The sequence below is a fragment of the Pseudomonas sp. stari2 genome, assembly GCF_040760005.1.
Classification (GTDB): Bacteria; Pseudomonadota; Gammaproteobacteria; order Pseudomonadales; family Pseudomonadaceae; genus Aquipseudomonas.
Genome location: NZ_CP099760.1, coordinates 1,474,197 through 1,495,128, shown reverse-complemented (window position 1 = coordinate 1,495,128; position 20,932 = coordinate 1,474,197). Strand labels below are relative to the sequence as shown.

Annotated in this window: 17 protein-coding genes; 1 reads left to right on the top strand and 16 read right to left on the bottom strand. The window is 59.1% G+C overall.

The window, feature by feature from the left end:
* Nucleotides 1–4: 4 nt before the first annotated feature.
* Nucleotides 5–901 carry a LysR substrate-binding domain-containing protein gene (locus NH234_RS06640; RefSeq protein ID WP_367256037.1) on the top strand — a complete coding sequence of 299 codons (897 nt, stop codon included), beginning with the start codon at nucleotides 5–7 and terminating at the stop codon, nucleotides 899–901.
* Here NH234_RS06640 and ispD read toward each other — a convergent pair.
* The 16 genes from ispD to rseP form a co-directional block, all read right to left on the bottom strand.
* On the bottom strand, nucleotides 898–1,605 hold the full coding sequence (ispD, locus tag NH234_RS06635) for a 2-C-methyl-D-erythritol 4-phosphate cytidylyltransferase (protein ID WP_085729820.1): 708 nt from the start codon (nucleotides 1,603–1,605) through the stop codon (nucleotides 898–900). The genes NH234_RS06640 and ispD overlap by 4 nt on opposite strands.
* Entirely contained in the window at nucleotides 1,602–1,880 is a 279-nt protein-coding gene (gene ftsB, locus NH234_RS06630; protein ID WP_003222158.1) for a cell division protein FtsB, read from the bottom strand. The genes ispD and ftsB overlap by 4 nt, the downstream gene beginning before the upstream one ends.
* A 170-nt stretch (nucleotides 1,881–2,050) precedes the next feature.
* Complete coding sequence (gene eno / locus NH234_RS06625) at nucleotides 2,051–3,340, bottom strand: phosphopyruvate hydratase (protein ID WP_085697340.1); 1,290 nt, start codon at nucleotides 3,338–3,340, stop codon at nucleotides 2,051–2,053.
* A gap of 156 nt (nucleotides 3,341–3,496) precedes the next feature.
* A complete protein-coding gene (kdsA, locus tag NH234_RS06620; protein ID WP_085729819.1) occupies nucleotides 3,497–4,342 on the bottom strand; it encodes a 3-deoxy-8-phosphooctulonate synthase in 846 nt (281 codons plus the stop codon).
* 5 nt (nucleotides 4,343–4,347) lie between these two features.
* Nucleotides 4,348–5,979, bottom strand: coding sequence for a CTP synthase (locus NH234_RS06615; protein ID WP_011332696.1), 1,632 nt, complete (start codon nucleotides 5,977–5,979; stop codon nucleotides 4,348–4,350).
* A gap of 274 nt (nucleotides 5,980–6,253) precedes the next feature.
* Nucleotides 6,254–7,582, bottom strand: a complete 1,329-nt coding sequence (gene tilS / locus NH234_RS06610; RefSeq protein ID WP_367256036.1) for a tRNA lysidine(34) synthetase TilS — start codon at nucleotides 7,580–7,582, stop codon at nucleotides 6,254–6,256.
* Nucleotides 7,583–7,727: 145 nt separating this feature from the next.
* The gene (locus NH234_RS06605; protein ID WP_085729817.1) at nucleotides 7,728–8,675 is read right to left on the bottom strand and encodes an acetyl-CoA carboxylase carboxyltransferase subunit alpha; all 948 of its coding nucleotides are present in this window, start codon (nucleotides 8,673–8,675) and stop codon (nucleotides 7,728–7,730) included.
* A 139-nt stretch (nucleotides 8,676–8,814) separates the two neighbouring features.
* On the bottom strand, nucleotides 8,815–12,336 hold the full coding sequence (gene dnaE / locus NH234_RS06600; RefSeq protein WP_367256034.1) for a DNA polymerase III subunit alpha: 3,522 nt from the start codon (nucleotides 12,334–12,336) through the stop codon (nucleotides 8,815–8,817).
* A gap of 76 nt (nucleotides 12,337–12,412) precedes the next feature.
* Nucleotides 12,413–13,039, bottom strand: a complete 627-nt coding sequence (gene rnhB / locus NH234_RS06595) for a ribonuclease HII (protein WP_085729815.1) — start codon at nucleotides 13,037–13,039, stop codon at nucleotides 12,413–12,415.
* A gap of 11 nt (nucleotides 13,040–13,050) precedes the next feature.
* Nucleotides 13,051–14,181 carry a lipid-A-disaccharide synthase gene (lpxB, locus tag NH234_RS06590; protein WP_367256032.1) on the bottom strand — a complete coding sequence of 377 codons (1,131 nt, stop codon included), beginning with the start codon at nucleotides 14,179–14,181 and terminating at the stop codon, nucleotides 13,051–13,053.
* Between the two features lie 2 nt (nucleotides 14,182–14,183).
* Nucleotides 14,184–14,960 carry an acyl-ACP--UDP-N-acetylglucosamine O-acyltransferase gene (lpxA, locus tag NH234_RS06585; RefSeq protein WP_085729813.1) on the bottom strand — a complete coding sequence of 259 codons (777 nt, stop codon included), beginning with the start codon at nucleotides 14,958–14,960 and terminating at the stop codon, nucleotides 14,184–14,186.
* Nucleotides 14,957–15,397, bottom strand: coding sequence for a 3-hydroxyacyl-ACP dehydratase FabZ (gene fabZ / locus NH234_RS06580; protein WP_003222142.1), 441 nt, complete (start codon nucleotides 15,395–15,397; stop codon nucleotides 14,957–14,959). The genes lpxA and fabZ overlap by 4 nt, the downstream gene beginning before the upstream one ends.
* A 106-nt stretch (nucleotides 15,398–15,503) precedes the next feature.
* Nucleotides 15,504–16,559, bottom strand: coding sequence for a UDP-3-O-(3-hydroxymyristoyl)glucosamine N-acyltransferase (gene lpxD / locus NH234_RS06575; RefSeq protein ID WP_085729812.1), 1,056 nt, complete (start codon nucleotides 16,557–16,559; stop codon nucleotides 15,504–15,506).
* A gap of 3 nt (nucleotides 16,560–16,562) precedes the next feature.
* On the bottom strand, nucleotides 16,563–17,066 hold the full coding sequence (locus NH234_RS06570; protein WP_003222140.1) for an OmpH family outer membrane protein: 504 nt from the start codon (nucleotides 17,064–17,066) through the stop codon (nucleotides 16,563–16,565).
* Between the two features lie 45 nt (nucleotides 17,067–17,111).
* Nucleotides 17,112–19,502, bottom strand: a complete 2,391-nt coding sequence (gene bamA, locus NH234_RS06565; protein WP_367256029.1) for an outer membrane protein assembly factor BamA — start codon at nucleotides 19,500–19,502, stop codon at nucleotides 17,112–17,114.
* Between the two features lie 74 nt (nucleotides 19,503–19,576).
* Nucleotides 19,577–20,929 (bottom strand): sigma E protease regulator RseP, encoded by a 1,353-nt coding sequence (gene rseP / locus NH234_RS06560; protein WP_085729810.1) that lies wholly within the window; start codon nucleotides 20,927–20,929, stop codon nucleotides 19,577–19,579.
* Nucleotides 20,930–20,932: the final 3 nt, after the last annotated feature.

The following is a 20,932-nucleotide window of genomic DNA, read 5'->3' as shown; positions in this document are numbered from 1 at the left end:
CCCGATGTCCGAAAACCGCTGGGAAGGTATCGACGAGTTCGTTGCCGTTGCCGAATGCAGCCAGTTCACCGCTGCTGCCGAACGCCTGGGCGTTTCTTCCTCGCACATCAGTCGACAAATCGTACGACTGGAAGAACGTTTGCAGACGCGTCTGCTCTACCGCAGCACCCGGCGCGTCACCCTGACCGAAGCCGGCCAGACCTTCCTGCAACATTGTCAGCGGTTGCAGGACGGTCGCGAAGAGGCATTGCGTGCGGTCGGTGATCTGACCAGCGAACCCAAAGGCATGTTGCGCATGACCTGCGCCGTGGCCTACGGCGAGCGCTTTATCGTGCCGCTGGTGACCCGGTTCATGGGGCACTACCCACAACTGCGCATCGATATCGAACTGACCAACCGGCAACTTGATCTGGTGCATGAAGGCCTGGACCTGGCGATTCGCCTCGGGCGTCTTCAGGATTCTCGGTTGGTGGCGACCCGCCTGGCGCCACGGCGGATGTACCTCTGCGCGTCGCCGTCCTACCTCGAACGGTACGGTCGGCCACACAGTTTGTCGGAACTGAGCCGGCACAATTGCCTGATCGGCAGCTCGGATATCTGGCAGTTGGAACAGAACGGGCGGGAATTTTCCCAGCGAGTACAGGGAAACTGGCGCTGTAACAGTGGGCAAGCGGTGCTGGATGCGGCGCTACAAGGCGTTGGTTTGTGTCAGTTGCCGGACTATTACGTGCTTGAACATCTGCACAGCGGTGCGTTGATTTCTTTGCTGGAGGCGCATCAACCGCCGAATACAGCGGTATGGGCGTTGTACCCACAGCAAAGGCACCTTTCGCCGAAGGTGCGCAAACTGGTGGATTTTCTCAAGGAGGGCTTGGCCGAACGGCCTGATTACCGGATTTAACGACGGTTCGCCCAGCGCTGGCGCAACCATTCGAGGTCTTCCGGGCGGGTAACTTTCAGATTATCCGCACGGCCCTCGATCAGACGCGGCGCCATGCCGGCCCACTCCATCGCCGAGGCTTCGTCGGTAATCAGCGCATCGGCCACCAGACTGTCCGCCAGTGCGCGGTGCAATGCTCCGAGGCGGAACATCTGCGGGGTGTAGGCCTGCCAGATCACGCTGCGATCCACGGTTTCGATCACACGACCGTGCTTGTCGACCCGCTTGAGAGTGTCGCGCGCCGGCACGGCCAGCAGACCGCCCACTGAGTCATCGGCAAGTTCTGAAAGTAATTTATCGAGATCGTCACGGCTCAGATTGGGCCGTGCCGCATCGTGTACCAGCACCCAATCCTCATCGTCGGCACCTTGCGCGTGCAAATGCAGCAAGGCGTTGAGCACCGAACCGGAACGCTCGGCGCCACCATCGACCCGTTGAATTCGCGGATCGCTGGCGCTGGCCAGGTTCGGCCAATAAGGATCATCGACAGCAAGACTGACCACCAGCCCCTTGAGGCTCGGATGATCGAGGAAACAGCCGAGACTGTGTTCGAGAATTGTACGCCCGCCCAGTTGCAGATATTGCTTGGGACGGTCCGCGGCCATACGGGCACCGACGCCCGCGGCAGGGATCACGGCCCAGAAGGCCGGCAGGGAATCGATCATTGGGCCAACTGGTAAAGGGTTTCACCGTCCTTGACCATGCCCAGTTCGTGACGAGCCCGTTCTTCAACGGTCTCCATGCCTTTCTTCAACTCGCTGACTTCAGCGTCCATCACCCGGTTGCGCTCCAGCAGGGCTTCGTTCTCGGCGTGTTGATCAGCGATCTGCTGATTCAGTTCGGCAACCTGCGCCAGACTGCCATTACCCACCCACAGGCGGTACTGCAGACCGGCCAGCAGCAAGAGCAAGACGAGAAACAACCAGTAAGGACTGCGCATCGAATATCAGGTATCCAGTGAAAAAAGACAGCCACGCAAAAACTTGAAGCATCTGATAGCACGAAGCCTGGAATATCCAGGCTTGTGCATATAAGGCATCAGATTAGTGGCAAATCCATCGCTGTCACGACTTTTCCGACACAATCCGGTGTCTTTCTATCATTTACTGCTCAGCCGCGAAACTCGCTGCGACCGTTGTACTTGGCTTTGCCATTCAACTGCTCTTCGATACGCAGCAGTTGGTTGTACTTGGACACGCGGTCGGAACGGCACAGCGAACCGGTCTTGATCTGGCCAGCCGAAGTGCCCACGGCCAGGTCGGCAATGGTCGAATCTTCGGTTTCGCCCGAACGGTGCGAGATCACCGCGGTGTAACCGGCAGCCTTGGCCATCTGGATGGCTTCCAGGGTTTCGGTCAGGGTGCCGATCTGGTTGAACTTGATCAGGATCGAGTTGGCGATCTTTTTATCGATGCCCTCTTTCAGAATCTTGGTGTTGGTCACGAACAGGTCGTCACCAACCAGTTGGGTCTTGGCGCCGATCTTGTCGGTGAGGATCTTCCAGCCAGCCCAGTCGGACTCGTCCAGACCGTCTTCGATCGAGATGATCGGATAACGCTCGGTCAGGCCTTTGAGGTAGTCGGCGAAACCTTCAGCGGTGAACACCTGGCCTTCGCCAGACAGGTTGTACTTGCCGTCTTCGAAGAACTCGCTGGCCGCGCAGTCCAGAGCCAGAGTCACGTCGGTGCCCAGCTTGTAACCAGCGTTGGCAACGGCTTCGGAGATCACTTTCAGCGCGTCTTCGTTGGAAGCCAGGTTCGGCGCGAAACCGCCTTCGTCACCGACAGCAGTGCTCAGGCCACGGGCCTTCAGCACAGCTTTCAGGTGATGGAAAATCTCGGTGCCCATGCGCAGACCTTCCGAGAAAGACTTGGCGCCAACCGGCTGCACCATGAATTCCTGGATGTCGACGTTGTTGTCGGCATGCTCGCCACCGTTGATGATGTTCATCATCGGAACCGGCATCGAGTAGACACCCGGGGTGCCGTTCAGGTTGGCGATGTGTGCGTACAGTGGCAGGTCCTGATCCTGTGCAGCCGCCTTGGCCGCAGCCAGGGAGACGGCGAGGATGGCGTTGGCGCCCAGGGTCGCTTTGTTTTCAGTACCGTCCAGCTTGATCATCGCGTGATCCAGAGCTTTCTGGTCGCTTGGGTCGGTGCCCAGCAGCAGATCGCGGATCGGACCGTTGATGTTGGCTACCGCCTTGAGCACGCCCTTGCCCAGGTAACGGCTCTTGTCGCCATCACGCAGCTCGAGCGCTTCACGCGAGCCAGTGGATGCACCGGACGGCGCGCAAGCGCTGCCGATGATGCCGTTGTCGAGAAGCACGTCCGCTTCCACGGTGGGATTGCCACGGGAGTCGAGAACTTCACGACCTTTGATGTCGACGATTTTTGCCATTGTTGTAAACACTCCAAAGTTGACGAAAACGACGCAGCTAGAGGAAATCTTTTTACCGTCGGCAAGTGTTGTGCAACGGGCAGCTTGCAGACGACAACGCTCATACCCGAGGGCATGAGCGACAAATCGTGCGGTACTTTACCGGAGAATTGAGGTTTACGCGGTTTCTACCGTCGGAAAACTCTTCACCAGTTCGTCCAGGGCTTTGAGCTGGGCCAGGAATGGCTCCAGTTTGTCCAGACGCAAGGCACAAGGGCCGTCGCATTTGGCGTTGTCCGGATCCGGGTGGGCTTCGAGGAACAGGCCCGCCAGCGACTGGCTCATGCCAGCCTTGGCCAGGTCGGTGACCTGGGCGCGGCGACCGCCGGCGGAGTCGGAACGACCGCCAGGCATTTGCAGCGAATGGGTCACATCGAAGAATACCGGGTACTCGAACTGCTTCATGATGCCGAAGCCGAGCATGTCGACCACGAGGTTGTTGTAGCCGAAGCTCGAACCGCGCTCGCAGAGGATCAATTGATCGTTACCCGCTTCCACGCACTTGTTCAGGATGTGTTTCATTTCCTGAGGCGCGAGGAACTGGGCTTTTTTGATATTGATGACGGCATTGGTCTTGGCCATAGCGACCACGAGGTCGGTCTGGCGCGACAGGAAGGCCGGCAACTGGATGATGTCGCAGACCTCAGCGACGACCGCGGCCTGTTCAGGCTCGTGGACGTCGGTGATGATCGGTACGCCGAAGGCTTGTTTGATGTCCTGGAAGATGCGCATACCCTCTTCCAGGCCAGGACCGCGATAGGAGGTCACAGAAGAACGGTTGGCCTTGTCGAAGCTGGCCTTGAACACGTAAGGGATACCGAGTTTTTCGGTGACCCTCACATACTCTTCGCAAACCTGCATGGCCATGTCACGGCTTTCCAGCACGTTCATGCCACCGAACAGCACCATGGGTTTGTCGTTGGCAATCTCGATGTCGCCGACGCGGATGATCTTCTGTGCCATCGGGGTTACGCCTTCTTCTGGTGTTGAGCCAATGCTGCTTTGACGAAGCCGCTGAACAGCGGATGGCCATCGCGTGGCGTCGAGGTGAACTCTGGGTGGAACTGGCAAGCGACGAACCAAGGATGATCCGGTGCTTCGACCACTTCAACCAGCGCGGCATCGGAAGAGCGACCGGAGATCTTCAGGCCGGCCTCGATGATCTGCGGCAGCAGGTTGTTGTTCACTTCGTAACGGTGACGGTGACGCTCGACAATCACGTCCTTGCCGTAGCAATCGTGCACCTTGGAGCCGGCTTCGAGCAGGCACTCCTGAGCGCCGAGGCGCATGGTGCCGCCCAAATCGGACGCTTCGGTACGCACTTCAACGGCGCCGGTGGCGTCTTCCCACTCGGTGATCAGACCAACAACCGGATGGCCGCTGGCACGATCGAACTCGGTGGAGTTGGCGTCTTTCCAGCCCAGCACGTTACGGGCGAACTCGATGACCGCCACTTGCATGCCCAGGCAGATACCCAGGTACGGAACCTTGTTTTCGCGAGCGTATTGAACGGCAGTGATCTTGCCTTCCACGCCACGCAGACCGAAGCCGCCCGGTACGAGGATCGCGTCAACGCCTTCCAGCAGCGCGGTGCCCTGGTTCTCGATATCTTCGGAATCGATATAGCGCAGGTTGACCTTGGTACGGTTGGTGATGCCGGCGTGACTCATCGCTTCGATCAGCGACTTGTAGGCGTCCAGCAGCTCCATGTACTTGCCGACCATCGCGATGGTGACTTCGTGCTCTGGATTGAGCTTGGCATCGACGACCTTTTCCCACTCGGACAGGTCGGCGCCATTGCATTGCAGGCCGAAACGCTCTACGACGAAATCGTCCAGACCCTGGGCGTGCAGCACGGCCGGGATCTTGTAGATGGTGTCGACGTCTTCCAGGGAAATCACCGCACGCTCTTCAACGTTGGTGAACAGCGCGATCTTGCGACGCGACGACACATCCACTGGATGGTCGGAGCGGCAGATCAGCACGTCTGGTTGCAGACCAATCGAACGCAGCTCTTTTACGGAGTGCTGGGTTGGCTTGGTCTTGGTCTCGCCGGCGGTGGCGATGTACGGAACCAGGGTCAGGTGCATCAGCATCGCGCGCTTGGAACCGACTTCCACACGCAACTGGCGGATGGCTTCGAGGAACGGTTGCGATTCGATGTCGCCAACGGTACCGCCGATTTCCACCAGGGCCACGTCGGCATCGCCGGCGCCCTTGATGATGCGACGCTTGATTTCGTCGGTGATGTGCGGAATCACCTGAATGGTTGCACCCAGGTAGTCACCACGGCGCTCTTTGCGCAGCACGTGCTCGTAGACACGGCCAGTGGTGAAGTTGTTGTTCTGGGTCATGGTCGTGCGGATGAACCGCTCGTAGTGGCCCAGATCCAGGTCGGTCTCGGCGCCGTCGTGGGTGACGAACACTTCACCGTGCTGGAACGGGCTCATGGTGCCCGGGTCGACGTTGATGTACGGATCCAGCTTCAGCATGGTGACCTTAAGCCCCCGCGCCTCCAGGATGGCCGCCAATGAAGCCGATGCAATGCCTTTCCCCAAAGAAGAAACAACACCGCCCGTGACGAATATGTAGCGCGTCATGAAAAACCCTAGAAGTCTGCGTTAAAGCGGTCCGAGCCGCCGGGGAAAGCGAAGGAAGGCCGAAGCCCCCGATCACCTGCATGAATCACAGTGCACCTTTCAAAAAAACCGCCGCGTTGGGACAGACCGGAAGTGAAAACACCGGTACGTTGCTCGCTACACATTTTTTGGAATCGCCCAGCAAAGACTGCTTGGTAATCGGCAACTCCTGCAATTCAGGCGAATCCACAGAAGTTGTATCAAGAAGGGAGCGTAGTCTACCGGAATGCCCCCTTCATCTCAAACCTTGATCTTCGTCAGAAGGCTGCCAATGCAAACGCCAGCCTTCCAACGCATTGCCATCAAGCCCCGGCAGGTTCGCCACGGCGAGCAATTCCTCACCGCGAAACAGCAGCGGCAATCTGCCACGCACGAAGCCCGGCACCGCGCGTTCATTGAGCAAGCGCTTGAGATCACGATGACCGCGATCCGCCAGATGCATCACCTCGCCGCCCTGTCGATAGCGAATCCGCAGCGGCCCTGCGGGAGTCTGACCGCTGAACATGACACGCCCGTTATCGGGCAAGCGTAGTGCCAGCGACGGCTCATGCCAGTCGCCGCTGACCACTGGCGCGCACAACCATTGCCCACCGAGCCACCACAGGCGACCGGCGCTACGGTGCAACTCGCCATCCGCCAGACGCCAGACCGGAGAAGCATCGTTGCCGGCATCACGCAAATCGATCCAACCCGACCAATGGTCGGTATCCGGCAGTCGAGTGAGCGGTTCAAGCCAGTGACTGAGCGCATTTCGCTGACGGGCAACGGACAATCCGGCGATTGCCGCAAACGCCAGTGATGGCAAACCCAGCCACTCGAAATCATCTGACAAGGTCGCTTGAGCCAGATCAATCTGCGCCAGCTCATCGAGCAAGCCTTGCGCCTCACGCAAATGTGCAGCACTGCGGGCCATGCTGGCGTGAGCCTGCGGCCAGCGCCGGGTCAGCAGCGGCATGACCTGATGGCGCAGGTAATTGCGCGAAAACTGTCGATCCTGATTCGACGGATCCTCTACCCAGCGCAGACCATGGTCCTGCGCATAGGCTTCCAGCTCGGCACGCGTGACATCGAGCAAGGGCCTGACCAGACTGCCCTGCCCCAGCGCGCGCAGGGCCGGCATGCCTGACAGACCACGCACACCAGCGCCGCGCAACAGACGAAACAGCAGCGTTTCGGCCTGGTCGTCACGGTGTTGCCCGGTCAATAAGACGTCGTTGACCTGAGTCGACGCACTGAACGCTGCATAGCGAGCATCCCGCGCCGCCCGCTCCAGGCTCGCCCCCGGTTGCACCTGCACACGCACCACTTGTAACTGCACCGCCAGCTCATCGCATACAGCCTGGCAATGCGCCGGCCACGCGTCGGCCGCAGCCTGAAGGCCGTGATGGACATGGATGGCGCTTAGCGCCGGAAGGGATTCGGTTTTGGCGAGACTGGCCAGAAGGTGCAGCAGAACGGTGGAGTCGAGCCCACCCGAGAAGGCGATGCGCCAATGGGCCGCATTGAGCCAGGGCTTGAGATTGCGCAGAAGCCTGTAAGGCAAATCAATCGAGGGCTGACCCATTTTTCTACCTTTTCACAAACCAAATGTGGGAGCGGGCTTGCTCGCGAAAGCGGTGAAACAGCCAACACAGTCGTTGAATGTTACATCGCAATCGCGGGCAAGCCCGCTCCCACAGTGTTTTGCCGTCAGCCAAAACGGCGTTCGATCAGAGGCCGTAGCTCATCAGACGATCGTAACGACGCTTGAGCAGCGCTTCGTTGTCAAACTTCTTCAGCATCGCCAGTTGCGAACTCAGCTCGGCGCGGATCAAGGCCGCGGCAGCCGCCGGATCGCGGTGGGCACCGCCCAGAGGCTCGCCAATCACTTTGTCGACGATGCCCAGGCCTTTCAGACGCTCGGCGGTGATGCCCATGGCTTCAGCAGCATCCGGCGCCTTTTCTGCGGTTTTCCACAGAATCGAAGCGCAGCCTTCCGGCGAGATCACTGCGTAGGTCGAGTACTGCAGCATGTTCAGCTGGTCGCAGACACCGATTGCCAGTGCACCGCCGGAACCACCTTCACCGATCACGGTGGCGATGATCGGGGTTTTCAGACGAGCCATGACGCGCAGGTTCCAGGCGATCGCTTCGCTCTGGTTACGCTCTTCAGCATCGATGCCTGGGTAAGCGCCCGGGGTATCGATGAAGGTCAGGATCGGCATCTTGAAACGTTCGGCCATTTCCATCAGGCGGCAGGCCTTGCGGTAGCCTTCCGGACGCGGCATGCCGAAGTTGCGGCGCACCTTTTCGCGCACTTCACGGCCCTTCTGGTGACCGATCACCATCACTGGCTGGTCTTCCAGACGTGCCACGCCGCCCACAATGGCCGCGTCGTCGGAGAAGTGACGATCACCGTGCAGCTCGTCGAACTCGGTGAAGATGTGTTCGATGTAGTCCAGGGTGTATGGACGTTTCGGGTGACGCGCCAGACGTGCGATCTGCCAGCTGGTCAGCTTGCCGAAAATGTCTTCGGTGAGCGTTTTGCTCTTGTCCTGCAGGCGGGAGATCTCATCGCCGATATTCAGCGAATTGTCATTACCGACCAAGCGCAACTCTTCGATCTTGGCTTGCAGGTCGGCGATCGGCTGTTCGAAATCTAGAAAATTCGGGTTCATAGGCGTCCGTCTTGGGTCGTGTCCCAAATGAGCTTGGGCCGGCCGGTTGTCTATTCGCGCCCTACCTTAAGGGAGAGGCGCGCTGAGGTCGAGATTAAAAATTCAGGTTGTGGGCAGGCGCTTTGATGTCACCTGCCGGTCAACGGTATTGGAGGAAGACGTTGTCTCGCCCGAACTGGTCACGCAGGGCTTGAATCAAGGCATCAGCCGGGTCGATCCGCCAGGTCTCGCCAAACTGCAGCAAGGTCTTCGCATCGGGACTGGTGTATTCCATGGTGATCGGACACGCCCCGCGATGACGCTTGAGCAAATCACCCAACCAGCGTAGCTGATCGCCTTTCAGATCCTGGGTCTGCAGCTTCAAGCGCAGGCTCTCGGCGAGGTTGGTGCGCGCATCTTCCATGCTCATCACCCGCTTGACCCGCAGCCGCAGACCACCGGAGAAGTCATCGTTGCTGACCTCACCTTCGACCACCACCATCGCATCGGTCTGCAGTAGCGATTGCGCGGAGTGGAACGCATCGGCGAACAGCGACGCCTCGATCCGCCCGGAGCGGTCGTCGAGGGTGATGAAGCCCATCTTGTCGCCCTTTTTGTTCTTCATCACCCGCAGGGCGATGATCATCCCCGCCACGGTCTGGGTGTCGCGGGCCGGTTTCAGGTCAATGATGCGCTGGCGGGCGAAACGGCGGATTTCACCTTCGTATTCATCGATCGGGTGACCGGTCAGGTACAGGCCGAGGGTGTCTTTTTCACCCTTCAAGCGTTCCTTGAGGGTCAGCTCCTTGGCCTTGCGATGCAGCGCGTAAACGTCTGCGTCTTCCTCGACGAACAACCCGCCGAACAGGTCGGCGTGACCGCTGTCGCGGGTACGCGCAGTCTGTTCGGCAGACTTGATCGCCTCTTCCATCGCCGCCAGCAAGACCGCGCGGTTGCGGTCGATGTTGGCCTGATACGCCTTTTGCTCGTCATGGAAATACGGGCCAAGGCGATCCAGTGCGCCGCTGCGGATCAGGCCGTCCAGCGTGCGCTTGTTGATGCGTTTGAGGTCGACCCGGGCGCAGAAGTCGAACAGATCCTTGAACGGACCGGCCTGACGGGCCTCGGTGATCGCTTCCACCGGACCTTCGCCGACGCCTTTGATCGCGCCCAGGCCGTACACGATGCGGCCCTCGTCGTTCACCGTGAACTTGAACTCCGACGTGTTCACGTCCGGCGCATCAAGACGCAGCTTCATCGTGCGCACTTCCTCGATCAAGGTCACGACCTTGTCGGTGTTGTGCATATCCGCCGATAGCACCGCGGCCATGAACGGCGCCGGGTAGTGAGCCTTCAGCCAGGCAGTCTGGTACGACACCAGGCCGTAGGCGGCGGAGTGGGATTTGTTGAAGCCGTAACCGGCGAATTTCTCCACCAGGTCGAAAATGTTACCGGCAAGATCCGCATCGATATTGTTCGACGCACAACCTTCAATGAAACCGCCGCGCTGTTTGGCCATTTCCTCGGGTTTCTTCTTACCCATCGCCCGGCGCAGCATGTCCGCACCACCGAGGGTGTAACCGGCCATGACCTGAGCGATCTGCATCACCTGTTCCTGATACAGAATGATGCCGTACGTCGGTGCCAGCACCGGCTGCAAGCCTTCGTACTGGTAATCCGGGTGCGGATACGCAAGCTCCGCGCGACCGTGCTTGCGGTTGATGAAGTCATCCACCATGCCGGACTGCAGCGGGCCCGGACGGAACAGGGCCACCAGTGCGATAAGGTCTTCGAGGCAGTCGGGCTTGAGCTTTTTGATCAGCTCTTTCATGCCGCGGGATTCAAGCTGGAACACCGCGGTGGTTTCAGCTTTTTGCAGCAGCTGATAGGTCGGCTTGTCATCCAGCGGGATGAACGCGATGTCCAGCGGCGGCTCGTTGACCTTGGCGCGGTCGCGATTGATGGTTTTCAGCGCCCAGTCGATGATCGTCAGGGTCCGCAGGCCGAGGAAGTCGAACTTCACCAGACCGGCCGCCTCCACGTCGTCCTTGTCGAACTGGGTCACCAGACCATCGCCGGCCTCGTCGCAATAGATCGGCGAGAAGTCGGTCAGTTTGGTCGGTGCGATCACCACACCACCGGCGTGTTTACCGACGTTACGCACCACGCCCTCGAGCTTGCGCGCCATCTCCCAGATTTCTGCCGCTTCTTCATCGACCTTGATGAAGTCGCGCAGGATTTCTTCCTGCTCGTAGGCTTTTTCCAGGGTCATGCCGACTTCGAACGGAATCATCTTCGACAGGCGATCCGCCAGGCCGAACGACTTGCCCTGGGCCCGCGCCACATCGCGGACCACAGCCTTCGCCGCCATGGAACCGAAAGTGATGATCTGGCTTACGGCGTTGCGGCCGTATTTTTCGGCCACGTAATCGATCACCCGATCGCGACCATCCATGCAGAAGTCGACGTCGAAGTCGGGCATGGATACCCGTTCCGGGTTGAGGAAACGTTCGAACAGCAGGTCATATTCCAGCGGGTCAAGGTCGGTGATCTTCTGCACATAGGCCACCAGCGATCCGGCACCCGACCCCCGGCCCGGGCCCACCGGCACGCCGTTGTTCTTGGCCCACTGGATAAAGTCCATCACGATCAGGAAGTAACCGGGGAATCCCATCTGAATGATGATATCCAGCTCGAAATTCAGCCGGTCGACATAGACCTGACGCTTGGCCTCGTAATCTTCGGTGGTGTCCTTGGGCAGCAGCACGCTGAGTCGCTCTTCCAGACCATCGAACGACACCTTGCGGAAATACTCGTCGATGGTCATGCCATCGGGAATCGGGTAGTCCGGCAGGAAGTGCTTGCCCAGTTTCACGTCGATGTTGCAGCGTTTGGCGATCTCGACGGTGTTTTCCACCGCATCCGGCAGGTCGCTGAACAGCTCGGCCATTTCCTCGGCGCTTTTCAGGTACTGCTGATCGCTGTAGTTCTTCGAACGACGCGGGTCGTCGAGGGCCCGGCCTTCGCCGATGCAGACGCGGGTTTCGTGAGCCTCGAAATCCTCCTGTTTGATGAAGCGCACATCGTTGGTGGCGACCAGCGGAGCACCAAGCTTGTCGGCCAGAGCAACGGCGCCGTGCAGCTGTTCTTCATCGTTCGGACGGTTGGTGCGCTGGACTTCCAGATAAAAACGATCCGGGAACACCGCCATCCATTCGCGTGTCAGGGTTTCGGCCTCGGCGGGATTGCCGCCGATCATGGCCATGCCGATCTCGCCCTCTTTGGCGGCGGACAGCATGATCAGGCCTTCGTTGGCCTCGGCGACCCATTCGCGCTCGATGATGATCATGCCGTTGCGCTGACCTTCGATGAAGCCACGGGAAATCAGCTCGGTCAGGTTGCGATAGCCCTGGGCATTCATGACCAGCAGGCTGATGCGGCTCAGCGGACCATCGGGGTCCTTGTTCGACAGCCACAGGTCGGCGCCGCAGATCGGCTTGATCCCGGCGCCCATGGTGTTTTTATAGAACTTGACCAGCGAACACATGTTGTTCTGGTCGGTAACCGCAACGGCCGGCATGCCCATGCCGGTCAAGGCCTTAACCAGCGGCTTGATCCGCACCAGCCCGTCGACCAGGGAGTATTCAGTGTGCAGGCGTAGATGAACGAATGAAGCCGGCATAGTGATCCTGTCCAGTTACATAGAGACAACAAGGCCCGGATTGTACCGGGCCCCGAATAAAACATCAGCCTCGCCGCTAAACCGGCGTCAGGCCTTCCAGCGCTTCATAAGCCTGCCGAACCGGGGCAAAAGAACGCCGATGAATCGGCGTCGGCCCCAAACGCACGAGCGCTTCCAGATGAACGGGCGTCGGGTAGCCTTTATGACCGCCGATGCCGTAACCCGGGTAGATCAATTCGAACGCTGCCATTTCGCGGTCGCGGCTGACCTTGGCCAGAATCGACGCGGCGGCGATGGCCGGGACCTTGCTATCGCCCTTGACCACTGCTTCGGAACGCATCGGCAGTTTCGGGCAGCGGTTGCCGTCGATCATCGCCAGTTTCGGCTGGATATGCAGACCCGCGACGGCGCGCTGCATGGCCAGCATGGTAGCGTGAAGGATGTTCAGCTCGTCGATTTCTTCGACTTCGGCGCGGGCGATGCACCAGCTCAAAGCCTTTTCGCAGATTTCGTCGTAGAGCTTTTCACGCTTGGCTTCGGTCAGCTTTTTCGAGTCGTTGAGACCAAGAATCGGCCGGTTCGGATCGAGGATGACTGCCGCCGTGACAACCGCGCCGCACAAAGGGCCGCGACCGACTTCATCAACGCCGGCCACCAATTCTTCGACTTCGGCGACCAAAGTGAAATCCAGACCCATCTGCATGCTTGTCTTGCTCATCGTGTTTGACCGATCAGGTTCAGAACGGCGTCAGCCGCCTGATTGGAGGCATCCAGGCGCAGGGTACGGTGGATTTCGTCGAAGCCACGAGTCTGTTCTTCACCGCCGTCGATCAACGGCAACAAGGTCTGCGCGAGCGCCTCGACCGTCGCATCATCCTGCAACAATTCCGGCACCAGCAGTCGCTGGGCCAGCAGGTTAGGCAGAGAGACGTACGGGCTCTTGACCATGCGTTTGAGAATCCAGAACGTCAGCGGTGCCAGACGATAGGCTACGACCATCGGGCGCTTGTAGAGCAGCGCCTCAAGGGTCGCCGTTCCTGACGCAATAAGGACCGCGTTGCACGCTGCCAGCGCCAGATGGGACTTGCCGTCAAGCAGGGTCACCGGCAGGTCACGACCGGCCAGCAGCTCTTCCAACTGGGCACGACGTTCTGGGTTGGCACATGGAATGACGAAGCGCAATCCCGGACGCATGGCGCGCAGGTGCTCGGCGGTATCGAGGAACAGTGCACCCAGACGACTGACTTCACCACCACGGCTACCGGGCATCAACGCCACCAGCGGACCGTCCGGTAGACCCAGTTCGGCGCGCGCAGCGCTGCGATCGGCTTCCAGTGGAATGGTATCGGCCAGCGTATGGCCGACGAACCGCACCGGTACACCTTTCTCTTCGTAAAATCTGGCTTCGAACGGCAGCAGCGTGAGCATCAGGTCACAGCCTTCGCGAATCTTCAGCACCCGCTTCTGCCGCCACGCCCATACCGAGGGGCTGACGTAGTGCACGGTCTTGATTCCGGCCTGACGCAGCTTGAGTTCGATATTGAGGTTGAAATCAGGGGCGTCGATGCCGATGAACACATCCGGCTTTTCAGCGATCAGCATGGCGATCAGGTCCTTGCGGCGCTTGAGCAGTTCACGCAATCGCCCGAGGACCTCCACCAGCCCCATGACCGACAGACGCTCCATGGGGAAGTAGGAGCTCAGGCCTTCGGCCTGCATCAACGGGCCGCCGACGCCGATGAACTCGACCGCAGGATGCTGTGCCTTGAGGGCACGCATCAGACCGGCACCCAGGATGTCACCGGAAGCCTCACCCGCCACCAGCGCAATACGCAGATTGGCCATGATCAGCGGGTGATGCCGCGAGACGACGACTGGATGGAGTCACGGAACACCGCAACTTCCGGGAACTGGGCGGCAGGCTCAGCCAGTTCGGCCAGGGCTTGCTCGACTGTCAATCCCTGGCGGTAGACGGTTTTGTAGGCGCGGCGCAAGGCATGAATGGCATCCTCGCTGAACCCACGACGGCGCATGCCTTCGAAGTTCATGCTGCGCGCTTCCGCCGGGTTGCCGAACACAGTGACGAACGCCGGAACGTCCTTGCCGATGGCCGTTCCCATGCCGGAAAAGCTGTGGGCGCCAATGTGGCAATACTGGTGCACCAGCGTGAAGCCGGACAGGATCGCCCAGTCCTCGACATGCACGTGGCCGGCCAGTGCCGTGTTGTTGACCAGGATGCAATGGTTGCCGATGACACTGTCGTGACCGATGTGGGCGTAAGCCATGATCAGGTTGTGATCACCCAGGGTGGTCTCGGAACGATCCTGAACCGTACCACGGTGAATCGTCACGCCTTCACGGATAACGTTATGGTCACCGATGACCAGACGGGTTTCTTCACCCTTGTACTTGAGATCCGGCGTGTCTTCGCCTACCGAGGAAAACTGGTAGATGCGGTTGTGCTTGCCGATTCGGGTCGGACCTTTGAGGATCACGTGAGGCCCGATCACTGTTCCCTCGCCGACTTCCACACCTGCGCCGATGATCGACCACGGGCCGACCTCGACACCTTCGGCCAGTACGGCCGAAGGATCGATGATTGCGCGAGGGTCAATCAAACTCATAGCTTGCGTTCCGCACAGATGATTTCAGCGGAGCAGACTGGCTTGCCATCGACCGAAGCCTGACATTCGAACTTCCAGATCTGACGCTTGCAGCTGATGAACTTGGCTTCGAGGATCAACTGGTCACCCGGCAGCACTGGCTGACGGAAACGCAGTTTGTCGGAACCGACGAAATAGTAGAGGGTGCCATCGGCCGGTTTCACATCGAGCATCTTGAAACCGAGGATCCCGGCAGCCTGAGCCATCGCTTCAATGATCAACACGCCCGGCATGATCGGGTGCGCAGGGAAGTGGCCATTGAAGAACGGTTCGTTGATGCTGACATTCTTGTAGGCGCGAATGCGCTTGCCTTCAGTATCCAGTTCCACCACCCGGTCCACCAGCAGGAACGGGTAGCGGTGAGGCAGGTATTCGCGAATCTCGTTGATGTCCATCATTTCGGGGGGAAGCCTATGTAAAGATTGGGAGCGCGACTGACGCGCACTCCTCTAGCAAATCAAGGAGGCAGTCCAGAGGCTGTGCACACTTGATATGGAAATGGTATCAGCCTTCAGATGAAGCATTACCGCCAGGGGTCACTTCCCCTGCCCGCTTTTCCAGCTGTTTCAACCGTCGCGCGATGTCATCGAGCTGACGGATGCGTGCCGCGCTTTTGCGCCACTCGGCAGCCGGCTGCATGGCCGTACCGGAAGAATAGGCGCCCGGCTCGGTAATCGAGTGAGTCACCATGGTCATCCCGGTCAGGAATACGTTGTCGCAAATATCGATGTGCCCTACCAGGCCGACACCACCGGCGAGCATGCAGTGCTTGCCGATTTTGGTACTGCCGGAAATCCCCACGCAAGCGGCCATGGCAGTGTGATCACCGACCTGAACGTTGTGGGCGATCTGAATCTGGTTGTCGAGCTTGACGCCGTTACCGATCACGGTGTCGGCCAACGCGCCGCGGTCGATGGCGGTATTCACGCCGATCTCCACATCGTCGCCGATGGTGACGCCACCGATCTGAGCGATTTTCTGCCAGATGCCTTTTTCATTGGCAAAGCCGAAGCCTTCACCGCCAAGTACGGCACCGGACTGGATCACCACACGCTTGCCGATTCGCACGTCGTGATACAGCGTGACCCGCGGAGCAAGCCAGCCGCCTTCGCCGATTTCACTGCGGGCGCCGACAACGCAATGCGCGCCAAGCGTTACGCCGGCACCGACCCGCGCACCTGCCTCGATCACGACAAAGGGACCAATGCTGGCAGTCGGATCGACCACGGCGTCCGGAGCGATCACTGCGGACGGATGGATACCGGCTGCGGATTTCGGTTTCGGATCGAAGAGGTGGGAAATGCGTGCGTAAGCCAGATAAGGATCCGGCACCACCAACGCATTACCGGCATAACCTTCTGCATCAGCGGCCTTGAGCAACAATGCTGCCGCCTGCGAGCCAGCCAGGTATTTGCGGTATTGGGGGTTTGCCAGAAAGCTCAACTGAGCTGGGCCAGCCTCCTGCAAGGTGGCTAGCCCAGTAATTTGCTTCTCGGGATCGCCACTCAGGGTGGCACCGAGGAACTCGGCCAACTGGCCGAGTTTGATAGTCACGGTCATGGGTTACTTCAGCTGATTCATGCGCTCGATAACCTGGCGCGTGATGTCGTATTGAGGCTTGACATCGATCACTGCGCCACGCTCGAACACCAGGTCAAAACCACCTTTCTTGATGACTTCTTCCACTGCGCTATCCAGCTTCGGCTTGAGCTGCTTGAGCATTTCACGGTCAGCAACAGCTTTGGCTTCGTTCAGTTCCTTGGACTGGAACTGGAAGTCACGGGCCTTTTGCTTGAATTCCAGCTCCAGACGCTCACGCTCGCCCTGCTGCATCTTGTCGCCGCCAGCCATCAGACGATCCTGGATACCCTTGGCGCTGCTTTCCAGCGTCTTCAGTTTGGTCAGTTGAGGACCGAACTTCTTCTCGGCATCCACAGCGTACTTCTTGGCCGCATCGGACTCCAGCAGAGCCATCTGATAGTTCAGAACAGCGATTTTCATGTCGGCAAATGCCGGGCCTGCCACCAGTACAGAGGCCAGGAGAACCAATTGAGTCAACTTACGCACGATGCACTCCTACAAAATCCATTGTCGTTATCTTGGGTCAGACGCTTAGAACGTCTGGCCGAGGGAGAATTGGAACACTTGAGTTTCAGCGTTATCCGGCTTCTTGATCGGTGTGGCCAACGCGAAGCTCAAAGGACCCAGTGCGGTAACCCAGGTCACGCCGACACCGACAGAGCTGGCCATGTTGCTGAAGCTGACGTCGTTGCACTGCGTCTTGGACTTGGTGATGCCGTCAGTGTTGAGTGTCTGCTGGCACTTGGAGTCGAAAACGTTACCCACATCCCAGAACACGGAAGTACGCAGCGAACGCTGATCCTTGACGAACGGCATCGGGAACAGGACTTCCATACCACCCTGGATCAGGACGTTGCCACCGAACGGCAGCGGATCCTGGTCCGGATCTGCGATTGTGCCGACGTTACCGGTCTGATCTTTACCCCGGCTAGGTGTACTGCGTGGACCCAAGGTGCTGTCCTTGAAACCGCGAACCGAGTTGAAACCACCAGCATAGTAGTTTTCATAGAACGGCAAGCCATCGGTCGAACCGTAACCATCACCATACCCCAGCTCGGTGTGCAGACGCAGGGTGTAGTTCTCGGTGATCGGCTGGAACAGCTGGCCACGGTAATCGAGTTTGTAGAACGACAGGTCGCTGCCCGGAATGGTGGTTTCCAGGGTCAGGCTCTGGGAGCGACCACGGGTCGGCAGCACGCCTTTGTTCAGGGTCGACTCGGACCAGCCGGCCGAGGCCTTGAAGTTCAGGTACTGATCACCTTCACGGTTCACGAAGTCGAAGATTTCGTCGACGGTATACTGACCAGTCTTGATCTTGTCTTGTTGTGCGGACAAGCCGAAGGTCAGACGCGAAGTCTCGCTGATCGGGTAGCCAACGTTCACACCAGCGCCCAGGCTGTCTACGGCATAGCTTGCTACGTCGACGTCGAGGTCTTTGTAGTCGGTGGTGCGATAGAACGCGTTGTAACCCAGGCTCACGCCATCGGCGGTCCAGTAGGGGTCAACGTAACCGAAGTTGTAACGGCTCTGGTATTCACTGCGGGTCAGGCCGACGCTGACGCGGTTACCGGTACCCAGGAAGTTGTTCTGGGTGATCGAACCACCGAGGATCAGACCGGCGCTCTGGGCGAAACCAACGCTGGCGGTGATCGAACCGGAAGCCTGCTCTTCAACTGCATAGTTAACGTCAACCTGGTCGTCGACGCCCGGAACAGCCGGGGTTTCAACGTTGACCTCTTTGAAGAAGCCCAGACGCTCCAGACGGGTCTTGGACTGGTCGATCAGGTAGGTCGAAGCCCAGCCACCTTCCATCTGACGCATTTCACGGCGCAGCACTTCGTCTTCGGACTTGGTGTTGCCACGGAAGTTGATGCGGTTGACGTAGGCACGCTTGCCCGGATCGACAGCGAACAGGATGTCCACGGTGTGGTCATCATCGTGCGGCTGCGGAACGCCATTGACGTTGGCGAAGGTGTAACCCTCGTTACCCAGACGACGAGTGATCAGTTCGGAGGTGGTGGTCATCAGCTTGCGCGAGAACACCTGGCCCTTTTGCACCAGCAGCAGCGACTTGACCTGGTCTTCAGGGACTTTCAGGTCACCGCTGAGCTTGACGTCACGAACGGTGTACTTCTCGCCTTCAGTCACGTTGACGGTGATATAGACGTGTTTCTTGTCCGGGGTGATGGACACCTGGGTCGAAGCGATATCCATGTTGATATAGCCGCGGTCCAGGTAGTAGGAACGCAGACGCTCCAGGTCACCGGAAAGCTTTTCACGGGCGTACTTGTCATCGTTCTTGAAGAACGACAACCAGTTGGTGGTTTTCAGTTCGAACAGGTCGGTCAGGTCTTCTTCAGGGAAAACCGTGTTGCCCACCACGTTGATGTGCTGAATGGCAGCAACGGTGCCTTCGTTGATCTTCACTTTCAGGCCGACACGGTTACGCGGCTGCGATACCACTTCGGTATCGACGGTAGCCGAGTAGCGACCTTGCGCAACGTACTGACGCTGCAGCTCGTTACGCACACCTTCGAGGGTGGCGCGCTGGAAGATCTCGCCTTCGGCCAGACCGGATTGCTTGAGGCCTTTCATCAGGTCTTCGGTGGAGATCGCCTTGTTGCCTTCGATCTCGATGCTCGCGACCGATGGACGTTCGACGACGGTGATCACCAGAACGTTGCCTTCGCGGCCCAGCTGGATATCTTGAAAGAAACCGGTTTTGAACAACGCACGAGTGGATTCCACCAGGCGACGATCATCCGCCTGCTCGCCGACGTTCAACGGCAAGGCACCAAAGACGCTACCCGCGGAGACCCGCTGGAGGCCATTGACGCGAATATCAGAGATAGTGAAGGACTCGGCGTGAACTTCGGCGATCATCAATACGGTGAGAACCGCAGTTAGCAGCAGACGTTTCATGAAGTCCTTTCTTATTCCAACTGGCAATAAACAAACTGCCGCAAAATGCGGCAGATTCGCAATTCAGCGAAGCGTTACAGTCGACCCAGATCGTTGACCAGAGCAAGCAACATCACCCCGACCACCAAACTGATACCGATCTGTATCCCCCAACCTTGCACCCGATCCGACAAGGGACGACCACGCGCCCACTCGATCAGATAAAACAACAAATGCCCCCCATCCAGTACAGGAATGGGCAGCAAATTCAGAACCCCCAGGCTAATACTCAGATAAGCAAGGAAATTCAGGAAATCAGCGACACCCGACTGGGCAGAAGCGCCCGCCACTTTAGCAATGGTTATCGGTCCACTCAAGTTTTTTACCGAGAGCTCGCCGAACAGCATTTTCTTCAGTGAATCCAGCGTCAGGACGCTCATGGTCCAGGTACGACGCGCACCCTCGCCAATCGCGGCCAAAGGACCGTAGCTGACCTCGCGGATCATCTCCGGCGGCCAGTCGACAGCTTTCACTCCCGCCCCAAGATAACCACTTGGCGACTTGCTCTCGCCGCGTGCGGCCAACGTCACGGGGACGTCGATTTGAGCACCGTCGCGCTCGACGTGCAGCATGATTTTGGTATCAGGACGCGTACGAACGGTGTCGACCACTTGTTGCCAGTCATCCAGCGCCTTGCCATCCAGCGCCAGCAGACGATCACCGGTCTTCAACCCGGCTGCCTGGGCCGGGCCTTTCGGATCGAGCTCAGCGAGAATCGGCGGCAAAGCAGGACGCCATGGGCGGATACCCAGGGAGCGAATCGGATCCGGCTCGTCGGCACCCTTGAGCCAGTGATCCAGTGCAAGCTCACGCGGTGAATCGGCCGTAGAGCCCTGCTCACGCACCAGCACCTGCAGGGAGCCGCTTTCCCCCAGGCGACGTACCAGCTGCAGATTGACCGCCGCCCAGCCCGAAGTCGGTTCACCGTCGATGGCGACGATTTCCTGACCTGCATTAAGGCCGGCTTTCGCTGCAATGCTGCCGGACTCGACTGCTCCGATGACCGGACGGACCTGTTCACTGCCGAGCATGGCCAGCACCCAGAAGAACACCATGGCCAGCAGGAAGTTGGCGACCGGACCAGCCGCCACGATAGCAATACGCTGGCGAACGGACTTGCGATTGAAAGACAAATGAAGCTGATCAGCGGGCACTTCACCTTCACGCTCATCGAGCATCTTGACGTAGCCACCCAGCGGAATGGCTGCGACGACAAACTCGGTCCCCTGCTTGTCATGCCAGCGCAGCAACGGCATGCCGAAGCCCACGGAAAAGCGCAGAACCTTGACGCCACAGCGACGCGCGACCCAGAAGTGGCCGAATTCGTGAAAGGTGACCAGCACACCCAGGGCGATCAGGGTGCCGGCAATCATATAGAGCGCGCTCATCTA

Coding starts and splice junctions, on each gene's coding strand:
- NH234_RS06640 (WP_367256037.1), top strand. CDS start 5: ATGTCCGAAAACCGCTGGGAAGGTATCGACGAGTTCGTTGCCGTTGCC.
- ispD (WP_085729820.1), bottom strand. CDS start 1,605: ATGATCGATTCCCTGCCGGCCTTCTGGGCCGTGATCCCTGCCGCGGGC.
- ftsB (WP_003222158.1), bottom strand. CDS start 1,880: ATGCGCAGTCCTTACTGGTTGTTTCTCGTCTTGCTCTTGCTGCTGGCC.
- eno (WP_085697340.1), bottom strand. CDS start 3,340: ATGGCAAAAATCGTCGACATCAAAGGTCGTGAAGTTCTCGACTCCCGT.
- kdsA (WP_085729819.1), bottom strand. CDS start 4,342: ATGGCACAGAAGATCATCCGCGTCGGCGACATCGAGATTGCCAACGAC.
- NH234_RS06615 (WP_011332696.1), bottom strand. CDS start 5,979: ATGACGCGCTACATATTCGTCACGGGCGGTGTTGTTTCTTCTTTGGGG.
- tilS (WP_367256036.1), bottom strand. CDS start 7,582: ATGGGTCAGCCCTCGATTGATTTGCCTTACAGGCTTCTGCGCAATCTC.
- NH234_RS06605 (WP_085729817.1), bottom strand. CDS start 8,675: ATGAACCCGAATTTTCTAGATTTCGAACAGCCGATCGCCGACCTGCAA.
- dnaE (WP_367256034.1), bottom strand. CDS start 12,336: ATGCCGGCTTCATTCGTTCATCTACGCCTGCACACTGAATACTCCCTG.
- rnhB (WP_085729815.1), bottom strand. CDS start 13,039: ATGCAGATGGGTCTGGATTTCACTTTGGTCGCCGAAGTCGAAGAATTG.
- lpxB (WP_367256032.1), bottom strand. CDS start 14,181: ATGGCCAATCTGCGTATTGCGCTGGTGGCGGGTGAGGCTTCCGGTGAC.
- lpxA (WP_085729813.1), bottom strand. CDS start 14,960: ATGAGTTTGATTGACCCTCGCGCAATCATCGATCCTTCGGCCGTACTG.
- fabZ (WP_003222142.1), bottom strand. CDS start 15,397: ATGATGGACATCAACGAGATTCGCGAATACCTGCCTCACCGCTACCCG.
- lpxD (WP_085729812.1), bottom strand. CDS start 16,559: ATGACCGTGACTATCAAACTCGGCCAGTTGGCCGAGTTCCTCGGTGCC.
- bamA (WP_367256029.1), bottom strand. CDS start 19,502: ATGAAACGTCTGCTGCTAACTGCGGTTCTCACCGTATTGATGATCGCC.
- rseP (WP_085729810.1), bottom strand. CDS start 20,929: ATGAGCGCGCTCTATATGATTGCCGGCACCCTGATCGCCCTGGGTGTG.